We start from the raw sequence: 22,193 nt of genomic DNA, 5'->3' as shown, positions 1-22,193 counted from the left end.
AATATGCAGCCGGGAGGTATATTTATGCTTCGGATTTCAACCGGAAAGAAACTTTTGCCCCGAAGGCAAAATCCGTGTTTCGGCTCAGAAGCTTACATTTTGTTTGAAAAAGGGGACAGAAACGAGCAAACCGCTCTCGGACACCTTGCGGAGTCCGGAGCGGTTTGTTATCTTATTTAATCTGCAATCTGCTGACAGAATTACTGGATCAGGTCGATGCTTCTCTTCACGAACTTGTTCAGAGCCTCGCCCTTCAGCATGCCGTTTTGCAGCAAGGCCAGGTCGATCAACTGATGTACGATTGGGTTTCCGGCTGCATATTCGGCCATCACTTCGTCGCGTTTCTTTTCCTGGGCCAGAATATCGTTGCCACACTGGTTCAACTGATCTTTCTCTTCCTGAGTGATCTCTTCCGGCTTCTTGTTCTCCTGCTGCTGGCGCAGAACAGCCTGACGTGCGCTGAGTCCCTTGATTTCGGCCTCGATGGGCTTCAGGCTCTCGGCAGTCTTTTCCTTGCTGTCTTCCATCACATTCTTGATGAGCTGGTGGTCGGTATTCAATACCAGAGTGAACATATCCGGCATCTCACCATAGAAAGACATGCCCGGCTGGATCTGTGCCATCTCTTTCATACGGCGCATGTACTCGCTCTGTACGATCAGCACCGGAGTAGACTGTTCGCCCATGCTCTGTGCCTCGATCTGGAACTCGGTCTGTTTCATTTCCGGCATCTGGCTCTTGAACATAGATGACAATTTGGCACTTGTCTCGGCGTCTACGGCTGACTTGTTGTCACTGTCCTTCACGATCAAACGGTCGATGGCGTCGGCATCCACACGGGTAAAGCGGCTCTTCTCGAACTTGCGCTCCAGCATGGAGATTACCGGAGTGTCCAGCTGTCCGTCGAGCAGCAATACGCTGTAGCCTTTGTTCTTGGCGCCTTCGATATAAGTGTACTGGGCATCCTGGTCGTTGGCATACAGATAAATCAGGTTACCTTCCTTGTCGGTCTGGTTGTCCTTGATCAGAGTCTGATACTCTTCGAATGTGAAGTATTTGCCGTCGCAGTCCTTGAACAGGGCGAAGTTCTTGGCCTTGTCATAGAAATCGTCCTGAGTGAGCATACCGTAGTTGATGAAAATCTTGATGTCGTCCCACTTCTGCTCGAAGTCCTTACGGTCGTTCTTGAAGATGCTCTGCAAGCGGTCGCTCACCTTCTTGGTGATATAGGTAGAGATCTTCTTTACGTTGCTGTCGCTCTGCAGGTAGCTACGGCTTACGTTCAACGGAATGTCCGGAGAATCGATGACACCGTGCAACAGAGTCAGGAAGTCGGGCACGATACCTTCTACCGAATCCGTTACATAAACCTGGTTGCAATAGAGCTGGATCTTGTTGCGCTGCAACTCCATGTTGCTCTTGATTTTCGGGAAGTAAAGGATACCGGTCAGGTTGAACGGGTAGTCCACATTCAGGTGAATCCAGAACAAAGGCTCGTCGCTCATCGGATACAGCGTGCGGTAGAAGCTCTTGTAATCCTCATCCTTCAGGTCGCTTGGCTTGCGGGTCCACAGTGGCTCCACATCGTTGATAATCAGGTCTTCTTCTGTTTCTACCTGCTTGCCGTCCTTCCACTCGGTTTTCTTTCCGAAAGCTACCGGAATCGGCAAGAAGCGGCAATACTTGTTCAGCAGCTCCTGAATCTTGTTTTTGTCGAGGAATTCCTTGCAGTCGTCGTCAATGTGCATGATGATGTCGGTACCGCGGTCGGCTTTCTCTACCTCGGTCAGTTCGTAAGAAGGGCTTCCGTCGCAGGTCCATTTCACGGCCTGTGCGCCTTCCTTATAGCTCTTGGTGACGATTTCTACCTGCTTGCTCACCATGAATGAAGAGTAGAATCCCAGACCGAAGTGTCCGATGATGGCGTTGGCATCCTCTTTATATTTGTCCAGGAAGTCGTTGGCTCCTGAGAAGGCAATCTGGTTGATGTATTTCTCAATCTCCTCGGCGGTCATACCGATACCACGGTCGCTCACGGTGATGGTGCCTTTCTCGGTGTCGAGAGAAACGGTTACCTTCAGTTCGCCCATCTCGCCGCTGAAGTCGCCCTTGTTGGCATAGGTCTTCAGTTTCTGGGTTGCGTCTACGGCGTTGGAAACGATTTCGCGCAAGAAGATTTCGTGATCACTATATAAGAATTTCTTGATGATGGGGAAAATGTTTTCGGTTGTAACCCCAATATTACCTTTCTGCATAGTTGTATAAGTTTTTTTGTTGTTTGTTTTTCTGCCGGGATATGTACAAAAAAAATGCCAGTCAGTATATTCTGGCTGGCATTTTAACTATTGTTTAAAGTTTTATCCCTTTTTCGCGGTCAGCTTCAGGCAATCTTTCGTTTCGGCCAGATCGGCAGAAATGGTGTCACCCGGAGTGGCCTCTTCGTTGATGATCAGTTCGCATATCGCATCCTCGATGTAGTGCTGCAAGGCGCGCTTCAGCGGACGGGCACCGTACTGCACGTCATATCCCTTGTCGGCCAGGAAGTTTTTGCCTTCTTCACTGATTTCAAAGTTATAGCCCATCTCGTGAATGCGCTTCACAAGCGGTTTGAGTTCGATGTCTACAATCTTGCGGATGCTTTCCTTGTCGAGCTGGTCGAAGTTGATGATTTCGTCCAGACGGTTCAGGAATTCCGGAGCAAACTGCTTGTTGAGGGCCTTGGTGATGACCGAACGGCTCTGCTCCTTGTTGATCGGTTCGTTGATGGTGCTGAAACCGATTCCCTTGCCGAACTCTTTCAACTGGCGCGTTCCGCAGTTGGAAGTCATGATAATCACCGTGTTGCGGAAGTCAACGGTGGTGCCGTTGCCGTCTGTCATACGGCCTTCGTCCATCACCTGCAGCAGAATGTTGAATACATCAGAGTGCGCTTTCTCGATTTCATCGAGTAACAGAATGGAGTAGGGCTTGCGGCGTACCTTTTCGGTGAGCTGTCCGCCCTCCTCGTAACCCACATACCCCGGAGGCGCTCCCACCATACGGCTCACGGTGTGCTTCTCCATATATTCGCTCATGTCGATACGGATCAGGGCATCCTCCGAACCGAACAGGCTTTCGGCCAGTTTCTTGGTCAGATAGGTCTTACCCACACCCGTCGGTCCCAGAAACATGAAGGTGCCGATCGGTTTGTTCGGGTCTTTCAGTCCCACACGGCTGCGCTGGATGGCTTTCACGAGCTTTTCGATAGCCTCGTCCTGTCCGATGACGGCGCTCTTGAGTTCCGATGCCATATTCTTCAGGCGTCCGGCCTCGGTAATTCCGATTTTCTCCACCGGAATGCCGGTCATCAGAGCTACGACGCGTGCGATATCATCCTCGTCCACAGTTACGCGCTCGTTGTTGAGCTGCTTTTCCCATTCCTGGCGCATGACATCCAGTTCGCGCTGTGCACTGCTTTCCTGGTCGCGATAGTCGGCAGCCAACTCAAAGTTCTGGTTCTTTACCGCCTCGTTTTTCAGTGTTTTCAGACGCTCCACCTCCTGCTCCTTGGCTTCAATTTCCTTGGAAACCGGGATGTTGGACAAATGTACGCGCGATCCGGCTTCGTCGAGAGCGTCGATGGCCTTGTCCGGGAAGCAGCGGTCGGATACATAGCGCTCGGTGTATTTCACGCAGGCTTCGAGAGCCGCCTGAGTGTAGCGCACATTGTGGTGCTCCTCGTAACGGTCCTTGATATTCTCCAGAATGCGGAGTGTTTCCTCGTTGCTGGTCGGTTCTACCAGTACTTTCTGGAAACGACGCTCCAGGGCACCGTCCTTTTCGATGCTCTTCTTGAACTCGTCGATGGTGGTGGCACCGATACATTGGATTTCGCCGCGCGCCAGAGCCGGTTTCAGGATGTTGGCGGCGTCCATGCTGCCCGGAGCCGAACCGGCGCCCACGATGGTGTGTATCTCGTCGATGAAGAGGATGACATCCGGATTCTTCTGCAATTCGTTCAGGATGTTGCGGATGCGCTCCTCAAACTGTCCGCGGTATTTTGTTCCGGCCACAACGGCAGTCATGTCGAGGGCCACAATTCGTTTGTTGAACAGAATGCGGGCCACTTTCTTCTGCACGATGCGCAGGGCCAGACCTTCTACGATGGCCGATTTTCCGACACCGGGCTCACCGATCAGAATCGGGTTGTTCTTTTTGCGGCGGCTCAGAATCTGCGCCAGACGCATGGTCTCGTCTTCGCGGCCGATGACCGGGTCGAGCAGTCCCTCGGCTGCGGCACGGGTCAGGTCGGTACCGAAATTGTCGAGCACCGGAGTGTTGCCCGAACCGCTTGCTTTATAAGTGGTCTGTGCGGCAGCAGCCGAACCGCCGGCCTGTGCCGCATTCTTGTCCGAGCTGCCTATCGGCTCGAAATCATCTTCCTCTTCGTCGTCCGTGAATCCCAGACCTGACTTGATGTCAGGTTTTTGTGTCAGTCTGCTCATAATGTCATCATACGAAACCGACATGCCGTCGAGAACTCTGTAGGCATTGTTGTCCTTTTCCTTCAGAATAGCCAGGAGAACATGCTCCGTGTCGGCTACATCCGATTTCAGCAAACGGGCTTCCAGCAGACATAATTTCAGGATTTTCGAAGATTTCTCGCTCAGCAGGATGTCTTCGTCGTTCAGAAGCGGCATGTTCTGGCGGTGCTGAAGGCAAAGGGCATCGAGCTGTTCCTTGATTGTGTGCAGATTAGGGACAATCTCTCTCAGAATTTCTACAGCCTTGCCTTCACCGCAGCGCAGGATGCCCAGCAGAATGTGTTCCGGGTCCACTGTGCTGCTTTGCAGACGGAGAGCCTCCTCCTTACTATAATTGAGGACCTCGGTTATTTTAGGTGAAAACTGGTTGTTCATAATCATTTGAATTTGTTGTATTTTGTTTGTGTGATTCGGTACATCGCCCGGTCAAGTCCCGGCGGTGCGCCTTTTGATACTTAAATATTACTACAAAAGTCGTGCCTAAAATATTTAATTTAATACACGTATTGGTAATAAATGTCAAAAATTAAAATATGGGCTTAAAAAGTCATTTTTCTTTTCCGGTTCAAAAGAAAAATTGTAATTTTACACGATTTTAATAGAAAATAAAAGCCTATATAAAGTATGATGCAAGATCAAGACAGAATAATAAAGGTCAATATTGAGGACGAGATGCGCAGTTCCTACATCGACTATTCGATGTCGGTAATTGTTTCGCGTGCGCTCCCTGATGTGCGTGACGGATTCAAGCCGGTGCACCGCCGTATCCTTTTCGGAATGAAAGAACTGGGCAACCTGCACGACCGCCCATATAAGAAATGTGCCCGTATCGTGGGTGAGGTGCTCGGTAAGTATCACCCGCACGGTGACTCTTCGGTTTACGGAGCATTGGTGCGTATGGCCCAGGAATGGAATATGCGCTATAAGCTGGTAGACGGCCAGGGTAACTTCGGTTCTGTGGACGGCGATACCGCAGCGGCCATGCGTTATACTGAGGCGCGACTCCAACTGATGGGTGAGGCCATGATGCAGGATCTGGAGAAAGAGACGGTAGACATGGTGAACAACTTCGATGATACATTGAAGGAGCCGACAGTGATGCCGACCCGCATCCCGAACCTTCTGGTGAACGGTGCCAGCGGTATTGCCGTGGGTATGGCTACCAATATCCCGACACACAACCTGTCAGAGGTTATCGATGCCTGTGTGGCTTATATCCAGAATCCGGCAATTGACATTGACGGACTGATGCAATATATCAAGGCTCCGGACTTCCCGACCGGAGGATTCATCTATGGTATGCAGGGCGTGCGCGATGCATACGAAACCGGTCGCGGACGTGTCGTCATGAGAGCACGTGCCGAGATTGAAACCGGTGAATCACACGACAAGATCGTAATTACCGAAATTCCATACGGCGTAAACAAAGCCGAACTGATCAAGTCAATCGCTGACTTGGTGAACGAAAAGAAAATCGAGGGTATTACCAATGCCAACGATGAGTCTGACCGCGAGGGTATGCGTATCGTGCTCGACGTGAAGCGGGATGCCAATGCCAACGTGGTGCTGAACAAACTGTTCAAGATGACGCAGTTGCAGACCAGCTTCAGCGTGAACTGTATCGCTTTGGTGAAGGGACGTCCAAAACTCCTTACCCTGAAGAATTGTATCTCTAACTTTGTGGAGCACCGTCGCGAAGTGGTGATCCGCAGAACCCGTTATGATCTGAAGAAAGCCGAGGAGCGTGCACACATCCTGGACGGACTGATCATTGCCTGCGACAACATTGACGAGGTGGTACACATTATCCGTGCAGCCAAGGATCCGCAGGAGGCTATGGCCCGCTTGATGGAGCGCTTCAACCTGGATGATCTGCAGGCTAAGGCTATCATCGAGATGCGTCTGGCTCAGCTTACCAACCTGTCACAGGAGAAGTTGCGTCAGGAATATGAGGATCTGTTGCAGAAGATTGCCTACTACAAGCAGATTCTGAGCGATGACGAGCTGTGCAAGAAGGTGATTGTGGACGAACTCGTTGAGGTGAAAGAGCAGTATGGCGACGAGCGCCGTTCTGAGATTGTGTACTCTAGCGAAGAGTTCAATCCGGAAGACTTCTATGCTGATGACGAGATGGTGATCACCATCAGCCACATGGGATATATCAAACGTACGCCGCTGGCTGAGTTTAAGGCACAGGCCCGTGGCGGTGTGGGCAGCAAGGGTAGCAGTACCCGTGATGCGGATTTTGTGGAGTACATCTATCCGGCTACCATGCACAACACCATGCTGTTCTTTACCCAGAAGGGACGTTGCTTCTGGCTCAAGGTGTACGATATTCCGGAGGGTGCGAAGAACTCCAAGGGACGTGCCATCCAGAACATGCTGAATATTGATTCGGACGATGCCATCAATGCTTGTCTGAGAATCAAGAACCTGGCTGATCCAGAATTCTGCGCCCGTCACTTTGTGGTATTCTGCACAAAGAACGGTATCATCAAGAAGACTTGTCTGACCGAATATTCCCGTCCGCGTGTGAATGGTGTGAACGCCATTACCATCCGTGAGGACGACCGCGTAATCGGCGTGCGCCTGACAAACGGTGAAAACGAAATCGTGATTGCCAACAAGAACGGTCGCGCCATCCGCTTCCATGAGTCTGCCGTAAGATGCATGGGCCGTACGGCTACCGGTGTGAAGGGTATGACTCTGGACGATGACGGTTGCGATGAGGTAGTAGGAATGGTTTGCGTGAACGATCCGAAGACAGAAACCATTATGGTAGTCAGCGAGCAGGGTTACGGTAAACGCTCGGATATTGAGGACTATCGCGTAACGAACCGTGGTGCCAAGGGTGTGAAGACCCTGAATATTACCGATAAGACCGGTAAACTGGTGGCTATCAAGGTAGTTACTGACGAGAACGACCTGATGATCATTAACAAGAGCGGTATCACAATCCGCCTGAAGGTGGCTGACGTGCGCATTATGGGTCGTGCCACTCAGGGTGTGCGCCTCATCAATCTGGAGAAACGCAACGATCATATCAGTAGCGTATGTAAGGTACAGACAGAGGATGAAGAGGAGATTCCGGCAGACGAAACACTGGAAGAAAGTGTTGAGACTACAGACAATGCCGCTGAGAATGCATCGGTAAAGGAGCAGCCACAGGCACCGGCCTCTCTGTTCGACGGATTGGAAGATAACGACAGTGACAATTAATTCTTTTATATAAAACATTAGTGTTATGAAGAAAATTTTATGTTCTATTGCCTTGATGCTGGCTGTTTCTACTGCCTTCGGTCAGGATAAATTGGTCCGTAAGGCACAGAGTTTAATCGAGGAAAATAAGTTGGACGAGGCACAGACTGTATTGACAGAGGCTCTGACGAGCGGAAAGACTAAGAAAATCGCTTTGGCCTGGGACGTTCAGGGTGATATCTACCAGCGTGTTTTTGCTGCTGAGCTGAATAAGGCTGCAGCCAGTCAGCCGCTGGACACCATGAAGTTTGCCAAGAACCTCTATGCATGTATCGATGCTTACGAGAAGTGTAACGAACTTGACGAGGACAAGGAATTCTATCAGAAGAACAAGGGCAACGCCATGAAGTTCCGTACTTTCTATATGTACTGCGGACAGTTCTTCTTTAACAACAGACAGTATAGCGATGCTTTCACCGCTTATGACAAGTGGTTGACCTATCCTCAGACTGTGAAGTTGGTAGAGAATGAGCCGAAGATCTTGAAGGATTCTGTATTTGATGAGAATCAGATTGCTTACTACGCATGTTTGGCTGCCTATAACGACAAGAACTATCAGAACGTAGAGAAGTATATCAACCAGGCCTTGAAGTATGACAAGGAACTGGAGACAGTTCGTCAGTTGCGCCTTACCACTTACCTGGAGCAGGGTGATACTGCCAACTGGGTAAAGAGTTCAAAGGAATTTGCCCTGAGCGGTGTGAAGGCTGAAACAGTTGCCCAGAACCTGTTGGCTTACTATCTGGATAAGAAGGACGAGGCTTCTGCCCTGGCTTTTGCAGATGAGCTTTTGGCAAAGGATCCGAAGAGCAAGATCGGTAACTACTCAAAGGGTGTGGTTCTTTTCGGACAGAATAAGTTTGCAGATGCTGTAACTTATTTCGTTAAGACTACGGAAATTGATCCTACTTTCTCTGATGCGTTTTACAATGCCGGCGTATGCTACTGTAACGAGGGTTATGCGCTGAACGAAAAGATCTCTAACAACAAGAAGCTGACTGCAGCTCAGAACAATGAAGAGATCAAGAAGGTAAAGGCATATTATGAGAAAGCTTTGCCATTCTTCCTGAAGGTGAAAGAACTGGAGCCGGACAATGTAAGCCGTTGGGCTAGCCGTTTGAGCACAGTGTACTACATCATGGGCGACAAGGCTAAACAGAAAGAAATGGATGCTCTCTTGAAGATGTAATCAGGAGACTTGGATTTATCCGAAATAATAATTTGTAATTATTTGGGGGTGGTGTGGACATAATGACACATCACCCTTTCTTTAAAAAATCAATGAAGAGACAATATGCTCTAGCTACTTTGCTCCTTTTGGTCTGCACGGTTGTCAGTGGCGGAAATGTCCTGAAGGAAGCAAAGGAAGCTATTAAGAATGGATCAAATCTCGAACAGGCGGAAACCAAATTGCTGGAAGCGGTAAAAACTGAGGATAACGTTTACAAGCGGTTGGATTACTACTATTATGCTGCTTTACTGAATCGCAAGATAAATGATATTGAAAACGAGAAACTGTATTTGAAGCAGGCTTACGATACGGCTAAATTCTTCAACAGTATCTTTTCAATATTCCAACATATCAACCGTTATGATTCCATTACGGATAGCTTGTCGTCTGCAAAAAAGATGAGACGCTACAAGGAAAAGGCTCGTCGCCTTCTCCGTTCTTATCAGGAAAACCTGTTGAATGGAGGAAAATTCTACTTCATGAAGAAGGATTATGCAAAGGCTTATGACTTCTTCAGTTGCTATCTCGTGGCGGCAGATAAAGGATTCTTTGAGTTTGACGATACGACTCATCAGGATTCTGTGACACGGAGAATTGCACGTTGGGCTACCTCTTCTGCCTATAAGCTGAATGATCCGACCAAGGTACTGGCCCATTCTTCTCTGGCCTTGGAAGATTCGGCGGTACGTCGTTTTATCTATGAATATCAGGCCAAGGCCCATCTGGCTTTGGGAGACACGACAAAGTGGTTGGCAACTTTAAGGGACGGCTTGATGCACGATCCCGATTATTCTTATTTCTTTGCCAGCCTGACAGATTATCTGAATGCCAATCGCCGCTATGAAGAGGCATTGCATCTGACGGACACCATGCTTTCTTTCCGTCCGCAGAGCACGTTCTTCTGGTATGCGAAAAGTCTGGTTTTACTGAACCTGAAGCGTTATGAAGAATGTATCGTGGCTGCAGACAGTGCCATTGCCTATGATTCCATCTACATGTATGCCTATTATAATAAAGGGTTGGCCTTTTGTAATCTGGCAACGAAGATGAGCGATTCTGCGGCTGCTCATATAGCCAGTGAGGATTATCAGGACCTGCGTCAGAAGTCGGTGGCTTACTATGCACAGGCTCTTCGTCCGATGGAAATTGTCCGTGTGCTGGCACCCAAGGATACGTTGCGCTGGGCTCAGCCTTTATACCGTATCTACTTAAATCTGAATATGGGACCGCAGTTTGAGAGTATTGAGAATATCCTGAAAGCTTATAAAAACAAATAGTCTGGAAGCATGGAATTATTGATGGCACCTCTCCAGGGGTTTACCGAGGCTAATGTGCGGAATGCATTTGAAGAAAGCTTTGGAGGCATTGCGGAATATTACACGCCGTTTATCCGACTTGAGAAAGGACAGTTCCGGAACAAGGATTTAAAGGATGCTGACCCTGCGAATAATCGGGTAGGGCATTTGATTCCCCAGATTATTGCGGCCGATGAAGATGAGGCTGTCCGTCTGGTGGAAAAAGTAGCGGAATGGGGATACCGTGAGGTAGATATAAATATGGGTTGTCCCTTTCTGCCTATGGTGCGGAAAGGACGAGGAGCCGGTATTTTACCGCATCCCGATAAAGTGGCCCAGGTGCTTTCTGTGACAGATCGTTATCCCGAAATACAGTTTTCTGTAAAGATGCGTTTAGGTTGGGATTCTGCGGAAGAGAGTCTTGTTTTGCTCGACTTGCTGAATGAGCTGCCTTTGCGGCAGATTACCCTTCATCCCCGTTTGGGAATTCAGCAGTATAAGGGAACCTGCATGTCGGAAGCCTTTTCGCGTTTTTATGAGTTATGCCGGAAGCCTTTGGTCTATAATGGAGACATCAGCAGTTTGTCTGCCCTTCAGGAGCTGGAGACGAAATTTCCGCGCATCAAGGGCGTGATGATCGGGCGGGGACTTCTGACGACTCCCTGGCTGGCTGCGGAGTATCAGGAACAGAAGCCTTGGACATCCGATAGAAAGCGTACGGCTTTCCGCAATTTCCATCAGAAACTTCTGTCGGCCTATACAGAGAAGATTGAAGGAGGAGAGCAGCAGCTTTTGGGAAAGATGGTTTCCTTCTGGGAGTATCTTCTGGCAAACGAAGACCGGAAATGTTTAAAGAAAATCCGGAAAGCCAAGAATCTTTCTACCTATTGTCAGGCAGTAAACGAGCTGATTGCCGGCTTGCATTAATCTTCCATATTCCAGAAATGAGGAAAAACAAAACAAAGAAGCGCAGAAATTCCGGTTGGAGTTTTCTGCGCTTCTTTTTATAATTACATGTTTCTGTTTCAAACACCTCTTTGATTCTTCAGAGCAATACATTTGCCTTACATTCTGTTATGCCGGGTGACATACGCATAATATTCTTTGGGATCCAGTGCCTCGGGAAACAGACTTCCCAATACCATTTTGGTACCTTCCGGATTTGTTGCGCATGAGCGTTCCAGATATTTCAGATACTGCACCTCATCTTTAGCATAATAGAAGCAATAAGCCATGTACGGAGTGCAGTTGATTTCGGTCTGTGCACTGCAAAACTCAAGCAATTCGTAAAAATTCTCCAGAGCATCGGCATAGAGGTTATTCTCAAAGAGAGATACGGCAATCAGGAAGTAGGCCCGTTCGCGGTCCGTACTTTCTTCTTTAGCTTTCTGAAAGCATTCCATAGCCTCCTGAATGAAGCCGTTTTCCAAGAGCACATGGCCCTTCAACACTTCATAGTCAAAACCGTCCGGTTCATAATTCCGGGCCCGGTCAAGATATAGCAGAGCCTTCTGGAATTTTCCCACTTTGCTGTATGAGAAGGACAGCTGCAAGTAAATCTGAAGCTGTTCCGGTGAGCAGTCGTTGGAGAACTCTTCGGCAGCTTCCAGACGCGAGCAGGCATCCTCATATCTTTCCATCTGGTTCAGACAAAGTCCGTCAAAGAGATAAGGATATTCATCCGATTTGGGAAATTCATCGATATATTGCGAATACAGCTGATGGGCCTTCTCGAAATTGCCCAGATGATACACGCTGTTTGCTTTTGTAAACAGCGCTTCGGGATTTCCCTTTTCTTTGATTGCCAAAGAAAATTCTGCTGCCTCAATTGCCTTGTCATACATTTCCCGCATGAAAAACGTGTCGGCCAGCATATTCCAGGATTTCAGAGAATACGGATTCTCATCCAGTATTTTGTCCAGATATTCGGCCGCCTTTTCATATTTTTCCTGAATGGAATATATTTCCGCTTTGAGAAACATCAGCTTCAGGTTCGGACCGGAAATCTTTTCTGCTTCCTCTGTCCATTCCAGAGCTTTCTCATAATAAGCATAATCCTCCAGGATGCACGCACAGTCATACAGGTAAGCATACAAATCCTTCCGGTCGTCTGCAAACCATTTCTTCTGCTCTGTCAGATAGTTCAGAGCCTCGTTGATGTCGCGCTTTCTGATGAGCAGTTCTGCATGCAGAAAGATTACTTCGCGGTCGTTCTGCTCCTGAATGCTGTCGCAAATCTTCTGCGCTTTGGCAAGATTTCCCGAGAACATGTGCTGTCGGGCCTTGAAGATCAGGGGGTCGATGCTGTCGGGATGCAAGGTCAGTGCATAGTCAATGCACGCATTGGCCTTGTCCGTATCCCCCTGAGTCAGGTAATATTCGGCGATATCCGTCAGCTCATCTGCTTCGAGATAAGCCGACGGTCCGCCGTTTAGCATGGCTTCGTATCGAGCCAGGTTTTCTTTGAAATCTTCTTCTTCGAAAAAAGAGAAATCCTCTTCCCTCATATTTATTTATTGATTTTGTTCCAAGTATCTTTAAGTCCCACCGTGCGGTTAAAGATCAGGTGATCCGGAGTTGAGTCCTTATCCATAGTGAAGTATCCGATGCGCTGGAACTGCAAATAGTCCAGAGGCTTGGCCTCGCTCAGGAATTTCTCCACGTAGCACTCGTTCAGCACCTTGAGTGAATCCGGGTTCATCATCTGCTTCATGGCATCGAGTGCAGAGCAGTTCTGTGCCTCGCGGATGTTGGCCAACTCGTCGCGCGGGTTCTCACATTTCCACAGGCGGTCGTACAGGCGTACTTCAGCCTTCAGGCAGTGGTTGCAGCTTACCCAGTGCAGAGTACCCTTAACCTTGCGGTTGCTGTTGATCATGCCGCTTTTAGTTGTCGGATCGTATTCGGCGTATACCTCGGTGATGTTTCCGTTCTCGTCCTTCTTGCATCCGGTACATTTTACGATATAGGCATTTTTCAGACGCACCTCCTGTCCCGGTGTCATGCGGAAATATTTCTTCGGAGCGTCCTCCATGAAGTCTTCGCGCTCCATCCACAATTCGCGGCTGAATTCAATGGTATGTGTGCCTGAATTCGGATCTTCCGGATTGTTGATGGCTTCCAGTTCCTCAACCTGTCCTTCCGGATAGTTGGTAAGGATTAGCTTAACCGGGTTGATCACGGCAGAAACACGTGTTGCCCGGCTGTTGAGGTCTTCGCGTACGGCGCTTTCCAGCAATGCGAAGTCATTCAGTGCATCGTAAGTGGTGTAACCGATTTTGTTTACGAAGTTACGGATAGACTCTGGAGAATAACCGCGGCGACGGAATCCGCACAGAGTCGGCATACGAGGATCGTCCCAACCGTTTACCAGTCCGTTCTGAACCATAATCAGCAAGTTACGCTTGCTCATCAGCGTATAGTTCAGGTTCAGCTTGTTGAACTCATACTGGCGTGGGCGATGGTCTTCCAGATCCTGGCCTTCCTTCAACCAGTCGATAAACAGGTTATAGAGAGGACGGTGCACCACAAACTCCAGAGTACACAGAGAGTGGGTTACTCCCTCGAAGAAGTCACTCTGTCCGTGAGCGAAGTCATACATCGGGTATGCCTTCCACTTGGAGCCGGTGCGGTGGTGTTCCTTATTGATGATACGGTAGATGATCGGATCGCGGAAGTGCATGTTCGGATTAGCCATGTCGATCTTGGCACGGAGCACCATAGAACCTTCTTCCAGCTCACCGCTGTTCATCTTGTTGAAAAGCTCCAGGCTTTCTTCAATCGGACGGTCGCGGTAAGGGCTGTTTGTACCCGGCTGGGTAGGAGTTCCCTTCTGTGCGGCAATCTGCTCGGCACTCTGCTCGTCGATATATGCCTTGCCTTCTTTAATCAGGCGCACGGCAAAGTCCCACAACTGCTGGAAATAGTCCGAAGCATAATATTCGTTGCCCCATTCGAATCCCAGCCATTTGATATCTTCCTTGATGGCCTCAACATATTCCACATCCTCTTTGGTTGGGTTTGTGTCATCAAAGCGCAGATTACATACACCGCCGTATTTCTGTGCGATACCGAAGTCCATGCAGATGGCTTTGGCGTGTCCTATATGCAGATATCCGTTGGGCTCAGGCGGGAAACGGGTTTGCAGTCTTCCGTCGTTCTTACCTGCAGCCAGATCGGCTGTTACGATCTCTTCAACAAAGTTTAAGCTCTTTTTTTCTGATGTTTCTGTTGTCATATTCATCTAAATACTATAATTCTAAATGCAAAATTAGTAAACTTTCTCAAATTAGGCCCAACATACCTCTTAAAAATAATATAGGTACAAAAGATTGTTGCAGTTTTTCGGCGGGCGGGTACTTTTGCTTTTGGAAAAGTCGGCTGGAGAGTTTTGCCGGAAGATAAAGATGCTTCCAGAAGACCGGTGCTAAAAAGATTTTTGCAAATATGTTATCAAACATAAAAATAAGTTTGGAAGTTTCAAAACAAAGCCCGATATTTGCACCCGTTATCCTGAAAACAATCTTTTTACCTTAAACGAAACTAATACCTAATTAGTATGGAAGGGCTTGTCGTGAGACAAGCCCTTCCTGCATTTATCCCCCAGCGGGTTTCGCTTTCCGGAGTCAGAATCGGTTTTTCCAAAGTTTGTTGAGATGATCTTTCAGTTTCTGTTCCTGAGCGTTGGGCTGTGGCTGCCAGATGCGCGTCTGCCGGAGATCGTCGGGCAGGAACTGCTGCTCTACGAAATGATTCTCATAATCGTGGGCATACTTATAGTTCTCCCCATATCCCAATTCCTTCATCAGTTTGGTCGGTGCGTTGCGCAAGTGCAGCGGCACGGGCAGGTTACCCGTCTGGCGCACCAGTTCCAGTGCTCCGTTGATTGCCATATAGCTGGAGTTGCTTTTGGGGCTGGAGGCCAGATAGACCGTAGCTTCGGCCAGAGGAATCCGTCCTTCGGGCCATCCGATCTTCATGACCGCATCAAAGGCCGCGTTGGCCAGCAGCAGTGCATTGGGGTTTGCCAGTCCGATGTCCTCGCTGGCCGAGATTACCAGTCGGCGGGCTATGAATGCCGGGTCTTCGCCGCCCTCAATCATGCGCGCCAGCCAGTAGATGGCTGCGTCGGGGTCGCTTCCGCGGATGCTCTTGATGAAGGCCGACACGATGTCGTAATGAATCTCGCCCTCCTTGTCATAAGCCATCGGGTTCTCCTGAATGCGTTCAGACACCAGCTGGTCGGTAATGACGATTTCCTCATCGTTGCACGACGAAGTGACCAGTTCCAGAATATTCAGCAGCTTGCGGGCATCTCCGCCGCTGTAGCGCAGCATCAGGTTGGTTTCCTTCAGGGTGATTTTCTTTTCTCTCAGCACCACATCCTTTTTTATGGCCTGTTCGAGCAATGCCAGCAGATCCTCTTTGTCGAGCGATTTCAGTACATACAGCTGACAGCGCGAGAGGAGAGGGCGGATGACCTCGAACGAGGGGTTCTCGGTAGTGGCACCAATCAGGGTGATGACCCCCTGTTCCACAGCGCCCAGCAGAGAGTCCTGCTGAGACTTGCTGAAGCGGTGAATCTCGTCGATAAACAGAATCGGACTGTTCAGGGAGAAGAAACGGTTGTTTTTGGCCTTTTCGATGACCTCACGCACATCCTTCACTCCGCTTGTCACGGCGCTCAGCGTATAAAAGGGAGTCTCCAGTTTGTTGGCGATGATTTGCGCCAGCGTGGTTTTTCCCACGCCCGGCGGTCCCCACAGGATGAACGAGGAAATCTTTCCGGAGTCAATCATTTTCCGCAATACGGCTCCCGGGCCGACCAGATGTTTCTGGCCGATATAGTCGTCCAGCGTTTTGGGGCGCATTCTTTCGGCTAAAGGTATATTCATGTTTTCTGATTTTTAATTCGGTGAAAAACGGCTGTTTGCAGCCATACAAAGGTACATATTAAATTCGAACCAAAGTTTTATTTGTCGCGAAAACTTTTCTCTTTGCTCGTGCCGCCGTTTCCGCAGAATCCGGCCTTCACCGGTCGGTTTTTCTTTTCTCTCTTCGTTTCTTCGTGCTATTTTCTTTATCTTTGCCCCGATAATACCGAGAAGAGAAGATGATATCCATACTGATACCCACCTATAACTACTCCTGCCACGCGCTGGTTTGTGATTTGCAGGCCCAGTGTGTCCGGTTGCAGCGCTCCGATTCCACCTTCGAATACGAGATTCTGGTGGCCGATGATGCGTCTACGCGGCCCGATGTCTGTAAGGACAACGAGCAGATAGCCCGTTTGGAGCACTGCCGTTATCTGCCGCAGCCCGAAAATAAGGGGCGTTCGCGCATCCGCAATTATCTGGCCGACCAGGCCCGCTACGACTATCTGCTGTTTCTGGACAGCGATGCCGAGGTGGCCGATCCGCATTTTCTGGAAAACTATTTGCGCGCGTTGCGCACCAGCGGTGCCGAGGTGATTTGCGGGGGAGTGGCCAATATCCCTAGTCTGAAAGATCCCGCCTGCTCCTTGCGTTATTATTATGAAGAGAGCGTGGGCGAGGGGCGACTGGCCCGCGAGCGCATGAAGAACCCCTGTGCCCGCTTCAGCACCTTTAACTTTCTGATTCGCCGTGCGCTTTTTCTGTCTATCCGTTTTAATGAGAACTTTGTGCACTACGGCTATGAGGATGTGTTTTTCGGTATGGAAATCAAGCGTCGCCAGGTGTCCATCCTGCATATCGACAATGCGATGATTCATGCCGGAGTGGAGCATAACGATGTATTTCTGGCCAAAACCGAGACGGCACTGCGCACCCTGCATAGTCTGGGGCCGGAGTTGCAGTCGTTTGTCACGGTGTCGCGCACGGCCTTGAAGCTGAAACGGATGGGGTTGTTGCCGGTGTTGGCCGGTTTGCACCGGTGCTTTTCTCCTTGGGTGCGTCGGAATCTGGTGAGTGTCCGGCCTTCTATTTTTCTGTTTAATCTCTATAAGCTGGGATATTACGCCACGTTGGAGTGCGCTTCCCGCAAAGCATGATAAAAGCCGTTTTTACGGAGTCTGTATGCTGACTCCGTAAAAACGGCTTTCCTTTTCTTGATGATAAACACGAAACTACTGTTCCGTTCTTATTCAATGATGATTTCCATTTCGGCCTCATAAACCTCGCCCGGCTGCAGCAGACTGGTCATTTCGCGGTCGGCCAGCACGGCAGTCTCGTTTTCCTTGCGGCAGCAGCCGAACCACGGTTCGATACATACAAACGGAGCGTTCTGTCCGGTTGGCGACCAGTAGGCAGTGGTTTTGGCATTTGCCTTTACGGTGAGTATCGGTTTGCGGTTCTTGTCATACAGTGAGGTACGGTTCACAATTCCGCGGGTTTCCAGAATCGTGTCGCAGTCGAAAGTATCCTTTTTCAGCGGAAGCATTCCCTTTTCATCCAACTCAAAGAGCAGAATCTTGTCGGTGTAATGTCCGTTTGGATTGATTTCATTGGAGTGTACCTCGTCGATATTGTTGAACGACAGATAGCCGTGCACGGCATCTTCCTCTTTGAAGTCCGGCAGGAAAAAGGCCGGATGGCCGCCAATCTGAAAAGGCATGACACCTTCGCTGCCGGTATATTGCACCCGGAATTTCTGGATGACTTTGTTGCGGCTCAGCTGGAAGATAACTTCCAGGCGGAAGCTATAGGGGAACACCTTGCGCGTATCTTCGTTGTCGGTGGTCACAAATTCCAGAATGCGGTCGCCTTCGGTGCATGAAAATTTCAGGCCGGGCACGAAGCCATGCTTGGCAATCGGGTAGGCTTTTCCATCGCAGATGATTCCTTCCGCACCGGGATTTCCGATAATGGGGAACAGAATCGGAGCATGTTTGCCCCAATACTTCGGATCGGCATTCCATATATATTCTCTGTTGCCTGCTACTTTGCGCAGGCTTTGTATCTCGGCTCCCAGTTCTGAGACCTCGATTTCGAGTATTCCATTAGATAATGTTCTCATCTTTCACGGTCAAAAAAATAGGTTATACATTATGTTCTCGATGACAAAATTATGAAAATACTTTCTTTATTTGAAGCTTTTCTGAATAAAAATTATTAAGTTTGTAGCAGGTAAACGATAACTTTTAAAATCTTAAGACGAATGAAGAGTGACATAGAAATCGCCCGCGAATGCAAGTTGGCTCCGATTACCGAAATCGCCGCCAAACTGAATATTCCAGAAAGCGAACTGGAACAGTATGGAAAATATGTGGCCAAGGTGCCTGAGAAACTGATTGATGACGAGAAAGTGAAGAAGAGCAATCTGATTCTGGTTACCGCCATCACCCCGACCAAGGCCGGAATCGGCAAGACCACCGTATCCATCGGTCTGGCTCTGGGATTGAACAAAATCAACAAGAAGGCAGTAGTGGCCCTGCGCGAACCGTCACTCGGCCCGTGCTTCGGAATGAAGGGAGGAGCTGCCGGAGGAGGATATGCCCAGGTGCTCCCGATGGACAAGATTAATCTGCACTTCACCGGTGACTTCCATGCCATCACTTCGGCCCACAACATGATTTCTGCTCTGTTGGACAACTATATCTACCAGCACAAGGACGAAGGCTTTGCCATGAAGGAGATTCTGTGGAAGCGCGTGCTCGACGTGAACGACCGCAACCTGCGTTACATCGTAACCGGCCTGGGAGCCAAGACAAACGGCGTGACTATGGAGAGCGGTTTCGACATTACTCCGGCTTCTGAAATTATGGCCATTCTCTGTCTGGCACAGGATGAACAGGATTTGCGTCGCCGCATTGAAAACATTCTGCTCGGTACTACCATCGACAACAAACCGTTCCGCGTGAAGGATATGGGCGTGGCCGGAGCCATCTGTGTGCTGCTGAAAGATGCCCTGCATCCGAATCTGGTGCAGACCACCGAGAACACACCGGCTTTCGTACACGGCGGTCCGTTTGCCAATATCGCTCACGGATGTAACTCCGTGCTGGCAACCCGTCTGGCCATGACCTATGGTGACTATGTCATCACCGAAGGAGGATTCGGTGCCGATCTGGGTGCGGAGAAATTCTATAATATCAAATGCCGCAAGGCGGGTATCGTTCCGAAGCTGACTGTGCTCGTGGCTACCACTCAGGGACTGAAGATGCACGGAGGCGTGGATCTGGCTCTGATCAAGGAACCGAACCTGGAAGGACTGAAGAAGGGACTCGACAATCTGGACAAGCATATTGCCAACATCCAGAGTTTCGGACAGACAGTGGTGGTTTGCTTCAACCGTTATGCTACCGATGTGGACGAGGAAATTGACTTCTGCCGCGCACACTGTGCCGAAATGGGCGTAGGATTTGCCGTGAACAATGCTTTCGTAGAAGGCGGTGCCGGTGCTGTGGAACTGGCAGAACTGGTGGTAAAGACTATCGAAGAGAATCCGTCTGCTCCGCTGAACTTCACTTACGATGACAATGACTCCGTAGAGGTGAAGGCTACCAAGCTGGCGCAGAAGATTTATGGCGCCGACAAGGTGATTTTCTCTGCTGCCGCCAAGAAGATGCTGGCCAAGATAGAGGAGTTGGGCGTGGGTCATTATCCGATCTGTGTGGCCAAGACCCAATATTCCTTCTCTGCCGATGCCAAGGCATACGGTGTGCCTAAGAACTTCAACATCAATATCAAGGATATTGTGCTGAACTGCGGTTCGGAGATGATTGTGCTCATTGCCGGCGAGATTATGCGTATGCCGGGATTGCCTAAATCTCCTCAGGCCGAGCGTATCGACATCGTAAACGGCGAGATTGAAGGCTTGTCTTAATCAGAAATAAAAACATATTCAGAATGGAGCTGTGCCGCCTGCGGTTACAGCTCCGTTTTGTTGATTTTTAGTCCGGTCTCAAAGGCTCTGAAACCAGGCATTCCGAGGGTAAAAGAAAAGGATGCCGTGGATTTTTTAAAAACATCCCGATGTTTCTTTGAAATTAACGGGGCGATTCCTTGAAAACTTCCCGTTGTTTTTAGGAGTCTTAAACGGAGTTGAAAATCAATGTATTAAGTGAAATTATTCTTTTTTGCGGCTTACTTTATAAAATGTAAGTCCTTTTTACTCCCTGCCGGCATAGAGTCCTTTCCGGATTCTTGTGGCAGGATTCATTCCATCAAAGCAAATTTCAGATGTGCCATTCCTGTTTTCATCCATTCGCACCGCAGCCTTTGGCTGAAGAGTTGCCCCACCTTTTTACTTATCCGTTTCATTATACGCCTCATCCTTTGATTCAAAGGGCGGCAGCTGAGCTGCGCACCTATCTGCTTTCCTGCTCTTCCTGGCAGGCCGAGTTGCAGGGCGGAAAAATGTTTGGTGTGCTGCTGGTCCGTAATGCTGCGGGAGAACTTGGTTTTCTGGCGGCTTTTTCGGGTCTGCTTGGCGGCAGCAACCGTCAGCCTTATTTTGTGCCGCCCGTTTTTGATTTTCTCGATCCGCAAGGGTTCTTCAAGAAGGGCGAGGCACAGCTTACGGAGATGAACCGGCAGGTGGCGGCACTGAAAGAGAGCGAGGCTTATCTCAAGGCACATGAGTTGCTGACGGCTGTGAGCAGAGAGGCCGAAGAGGAACTTTCGCGCATGAAAGAAGAGTTCCGGAAGGCCCGTTTGCGGCGTGAAGAGCGGCGTGCTACCGCTATGCCCGAAGAGTTGCAGCTGCTGAACCGCGAGAGCCAGTTTCAGAAAGCCGAACTCAAGCGGCGCGAAAAGGCATGGGCCGGACGCATGGCCGAGTGCCGTGCCTTGGTGGAAGAACAAGAGGCGGCGCTCACCGCTTTGAAACAGGAGCGGAAGAGATTGTCCGAACAACTCCAGCAACAGATATTCCGGAACTTCACTTTCCGTAATGCATTGGGAGAGGAACAAAGCCTGCAACAGATATTCTGCGAGGCCGGACGCGGTGAACCGCCTGCCGGAGCAGGGGAGTGTGCCGCTCCGAAACTGTTGCAATATGCTTATCTGAACGGCATGCAGCCGCTGGCTATGGGCGAATTCTGGTGGGGAGACTCACCGCGCGGTGTGCTCCGTGAAGACGGACGGTTCTATCCTTCGTGTACCAGCAAATGCAAGCCGATTCTGGGCTTTATGCTGCAAGGACTGGAGGTGGAACCTGATCCGGTGGTGCGTGAAGCCTCAGCACACAGTGAGGTGGAAGTGATTTATGAAGACGAATATCTGGCAGCGATATATAAACCGGCCGGCATGTATTCCGTGCCCGGTAAGGATGAGGCTGTTTCTTCCGTGCTGAGCTGGGCGCAGAACCGTTACCCCGACAGTGACAGTCCGTTATTGGTGCACCGCCTGGACATGCACACCTCCGGTCTGCTGCTTATCGGTAAGACCAAGGAGGCACATGCCGCCTTGCAGCAAATGTTCGAGCGCCATCAGATTCGTAAGACCTATATAGCCGTGCTCGACGGCATAGTGCCTCAGAATGAAGGACTGATCCGCTTGCCCTTGCGCCCGGATGTCGAACACCGGCCGATGCAGATGGTCGATCCGGTATACGGTAAACCGGCCGTGACCCGTTATCGGGTGCTCGAACGATCCGGACAGACCACCCGTATTGCCTTTTTTCCGCAAACGGGACGCACGCACCAGTTGCGTGTGCATGCCGCCCATCCTGACGGGCTGGGATGTCCCATCCGTGGTGACCAGCTCTATGGCCGTCCTTCCGACCGGCTGTATCTTCATGCCGAGCAGGTGCAGCTGGCGCATCCCGTAACCGGGCAACGCCTGACGCTGAAAGTGCCTGTTCCTTTTTAAGAAAAAATAAACGCCTTGCCGGATGTGCAGATGACTTCCGGCAAGGCGTTTTGCTGTTTGGACGGCTGTTACAGCCATAAAAAAAGAGATGATG

The 22,193-nt window shown here is 49.7% G+C and carries 13 protein-coding genes; 7 read left to right on the top strand and 6 right to left on the bottom strand.

The window, feature by feature from the left end:
- Positions 1 to 200: 200 nt before the first annotated feature.
- Both htpG and DXA74_RS02870 read right to left on the bottom strand, forming a co-directional pair.
- Entirely contained in the window at positions 201 to 2,255 is a 2,055-nt protein-coding gene (htpG, locus tag DXA74_RS02875) for a molecular chaperone HtpG (protein WP_118525322.1), read from the bottom strand.
- A 102-nt stretch (positions 2,256 to 2,357) separates the two neighbouring features.
- Complete coding sequence (locus DXA74_RS02870) at positions 2,358 to 4,898, bottom strand: ATP-dependent Clp protease ATP-binding subunit (RefSeq protein WP_118525402.1); 2,541 nt, start codon at positions 4,896 to 4,898, stop codon at positions 2,358 to 2,360.
- A 252-nt stretch (positions 4,899 to 5,150) separates the two neighbouring features.
- Here DXA74_RS02870 and gyrA point away from each other — a divergent pair, with 252 nt between their 5' ends.
- From gyrA to DXA74_RS02850, 4 genes are all read left to right on the top strand, one after another.
- Positions 5,151 to 7,742 (top strand): DNA gyrase subunit A, encoded by a 2,592-nt coding sequence (gene gyrA / locus DXA74_RS02865; protein WP_118525401.1) that lies wholly within the window; start codon positions 5,151 to 5,153, stop codon positions 7,740 to 7,742.
- Positions 7,743 to 7,767: 25 nt separating this feature from the next.
- Complete coding sequence (locus DXA74_RS02860) at positions 7,768 to 8,970, top strand: hypothetical protein (protein ID WP_118525321.1); 1,203 nt, start codon at positions 7,768 to 7,770, stop codon at positions 8,968 to 8,970.
- A gap of 92 nt (positions 8,971 to 9,062) precedes the next feature.
- Entirely contained in the window at positions 9,063 to 10,289 is a 1,227-nt protein-coding gene (locus DXA74_RS02855) for a hypothetical protein (protein WP_118525320.1), read from the top strand.
- 9 nt (positions 10,290 to 10,298) lie between these two features.
- Positions 10,299 to 11,234: a tRNA-dihydrouridine synthase family protein gene (locus DXA74_RS02850; protein WP_118525319.1), complete on the top strand. Its 936-nt coding sequence runs from the start codon at positions 10,299 to 10,301 to the stop codon at positions 11,232 to 11,234.
- Between the two features lie 137 nt (positions 11,235 to 11,371).
- Here the strand turns inward: DXA74_RS02850 and DXA74_RS02845 are convergent, their stop codons facing one another.
- From DXA74_RS02845 to DXA74_RS02835, 3 genes are all read right to left on the bottom strand, one after another.
- Complete coding sequence (locus DXA74_RS02845; RefSeq protein WP_118525318.1) at positions 11,372 to 12,814, bottom strand: lipopolysaccharide assembly protein LapB; 1,443 nt, start codon at positions 12,812 to 12,814, stop codon at positions 11,372 to 11,374.
- A gap of 2 nt (positions 12,815 to 12,816) precedes the next feature.
- Positions 12,817 to 14,544 carry a glutamine--tRNA ligase/YqeY domain fusion protein gene (locus DXA74_RS02840; RefSeq protein ID WP_118525317.1) on the bottom strand — a complete coding sequence of 576 codons (1,728 nt, stop codon included), beginning with the start codon at positions 14,542 to 14,544 and terminating at the stop codon, positions 12,817 to 12,819.
- Between the two features lie 388 nt (positions 14,545 to 14,932).
- The gene (locus tag DXA74_RS02835) at positions 14,933 to 16,201 is read right to left on the bottom strand and encodes a replication-associated recombination protein A (RefSeq protein WP_118525316.1); all 1,269 of its coding nucleotides are present in this window, start codon (positions 16,199 to 16,201) and stop codon (positions 14,933 to 14,935) included.
- 218 nt (positions 16,202 to 16,419) lie between these two features.
- On the opposite strand from DXA74_RS02835, the gene DXA74_RS02830 reads away from it, so the two are divergent.
- Positions 16,420 to 17,337: a glycosyltransferase family 2 protein gene (locus DXA74_RS02830; protein WP_118525315.1), complete on the top strand. Its 918-nt coding sequence runs from the start codon at positions 16,420 to 16,422 to the stop codon at positions 17,335 to 17,337.
- Positions 17,338 to 17,426: 89 nt separating this feature from the next.
- Here DXA74_RS02830 and DXA74_RS02825 read toward each other — a convergent pair whose 3' ends face one another.
- On the bottom strand, positions 17,427 to 18,302 hold the full coding sequence (locus tag DXA74_RS02825; RefSeq protein ID WP_118525314.1) for a hypothetical protein: 876 nt from the start codon (positions 18,300 to 18,302) through the stop codon (positions 17,427 to 17,429).
- 141 nt (positions 18,303 to 18,443) lie between these two features.
- On the opposite strand from DXA74_RS02825, the gene DXA74_RS02820 reads away from it, so the two are divergent.
- Both DXA74_RS02820 and DXA74_RS02815 read left to right on the top strand, forming a co-directional pair.
- Positions 18,444 to 20,111, top strand: a complete 1,668-nt coding sequence (locus tag DXA74_RS02820) for a formate--tetrahydrofolate ligase (RefSeq protein ID WP_118525313.1) — start codon at positions 18,444 to 18,446, stop codon at positions 20,109 to 20,111.
- Positions 20,112 to 20,467: 356 nt separating this feature from the next.
- Positions 20,468 to 22,099, top strand: coding sequence for an RluA family pseudouridine synthase (locus tag DXA74_RS02815; RefSeq protein WP_118525312.1), 1,632 nt, complete (start codon positions 20,468 to 20,470; stop codon positions 22,097 to 22,099).
- Positions 22,100 to 22,193 lie beyond the last annotated feature (94 nt).

Origin of the sequence: Bacteroides sp. OF04-15BH (genome assembly GCF_003477995.1) — a bacterium.
GTDB lineage: Bacteria > Bacteroidota > Bacteroidia > Bacteroidales > Bacteroidaceae > Paraprevotella.
Note: the sequence above shows the minus strand (reverse complement) of the source record. Positions and strands in the feature narration are given on the sequence as shown.

Coding starts and splice junctions, on each gene's coding strand:
- htpG (WP_118525322.1), bottom strand. CDS start 2,255: ATGCAGAAAGGTAATATTGGGGTTACAACCGAAAACATTTTCCCCATC.
- DXA74_RS02870 (WP_118525402.1), bottom strand. CDS start 4,898: ATGAACAACCAGTTTTCACCTAAAATAACCGAGGTCCTCAATTATAGT.
- gyrA (WP_118525401.1), top strand. CDS start 5,151: ATGCAAGATCAAGACAGAATAATAAAGGTCAATATTGAGGACGAGATG.
- DXA74_RS02860 (WP_118525321.1), top strand. CDS start 7,768: ATGAAGAAAATTTTATGTTCTATTGCCTTGATGCTGGCTGTTTCTACT.
- DXA74_RS02855 (WP_118525320.1), top strand. CDS start 9,063: ATGAAGAGACAATATGCTCTAGCTACTTTGCTCCTTTTGGTCTGCACG.
- DXA74_RS02850 (WP_118525319.1), top strand. CDS start 10,299: ATGGAATTATTGATGGCACCTCTCCAGGGGTTTACCGAGGCTAATGTG.
- DXA74_RS02845 (WP_118525318.1), bottom strand. CDS start 12,814: ATGAGGGAAGAGGATTTCTCTTTTTTCGAAGAAGAAGATTTCAAAGAA.
- DXA74_RS02840 (WP_118525317.1), bottom strand. CDS start 14,544: ATGACAACAGAAACATCAGAAAAAAAGAGCTTAAACTTTGTTGAAGAG.
- DXA74_RS02835 (WP_118525316.1), bottom strand. CDS start 16,201: ATGAATATACCTTTAGCCGAAAGAATGCGCCCCAAAACGCTGGACGAC.
- DXA74_RS02830 (WP_118525315.1), top strand. CDS start 16,420: ATGATATCCATACTGATACCCACCTATAACTACTCCTGCCACGCGCTG.
- DXA74_RS02825 (WP_118525314.1), bottom strand. CDS start 18,302: ATGAGAACATTATCTAATGGAATACTCGAAATCGAGGTCTCAGAACTG.
- DXA74_RS02820 (WP_118525313.1), top strand. CDS start 18,444: ATGAAGAGTGACATAGAAATCGCCCGCGAATGCAAGTTGGCTCCGATT.
- DXA74_RS02815 (WP_118525312.1), top strand. CDS start 20,468: ATGTGCCATTCCTGTTTTCATCCATTCGCACCGCAGCCTTTGGCTGAA.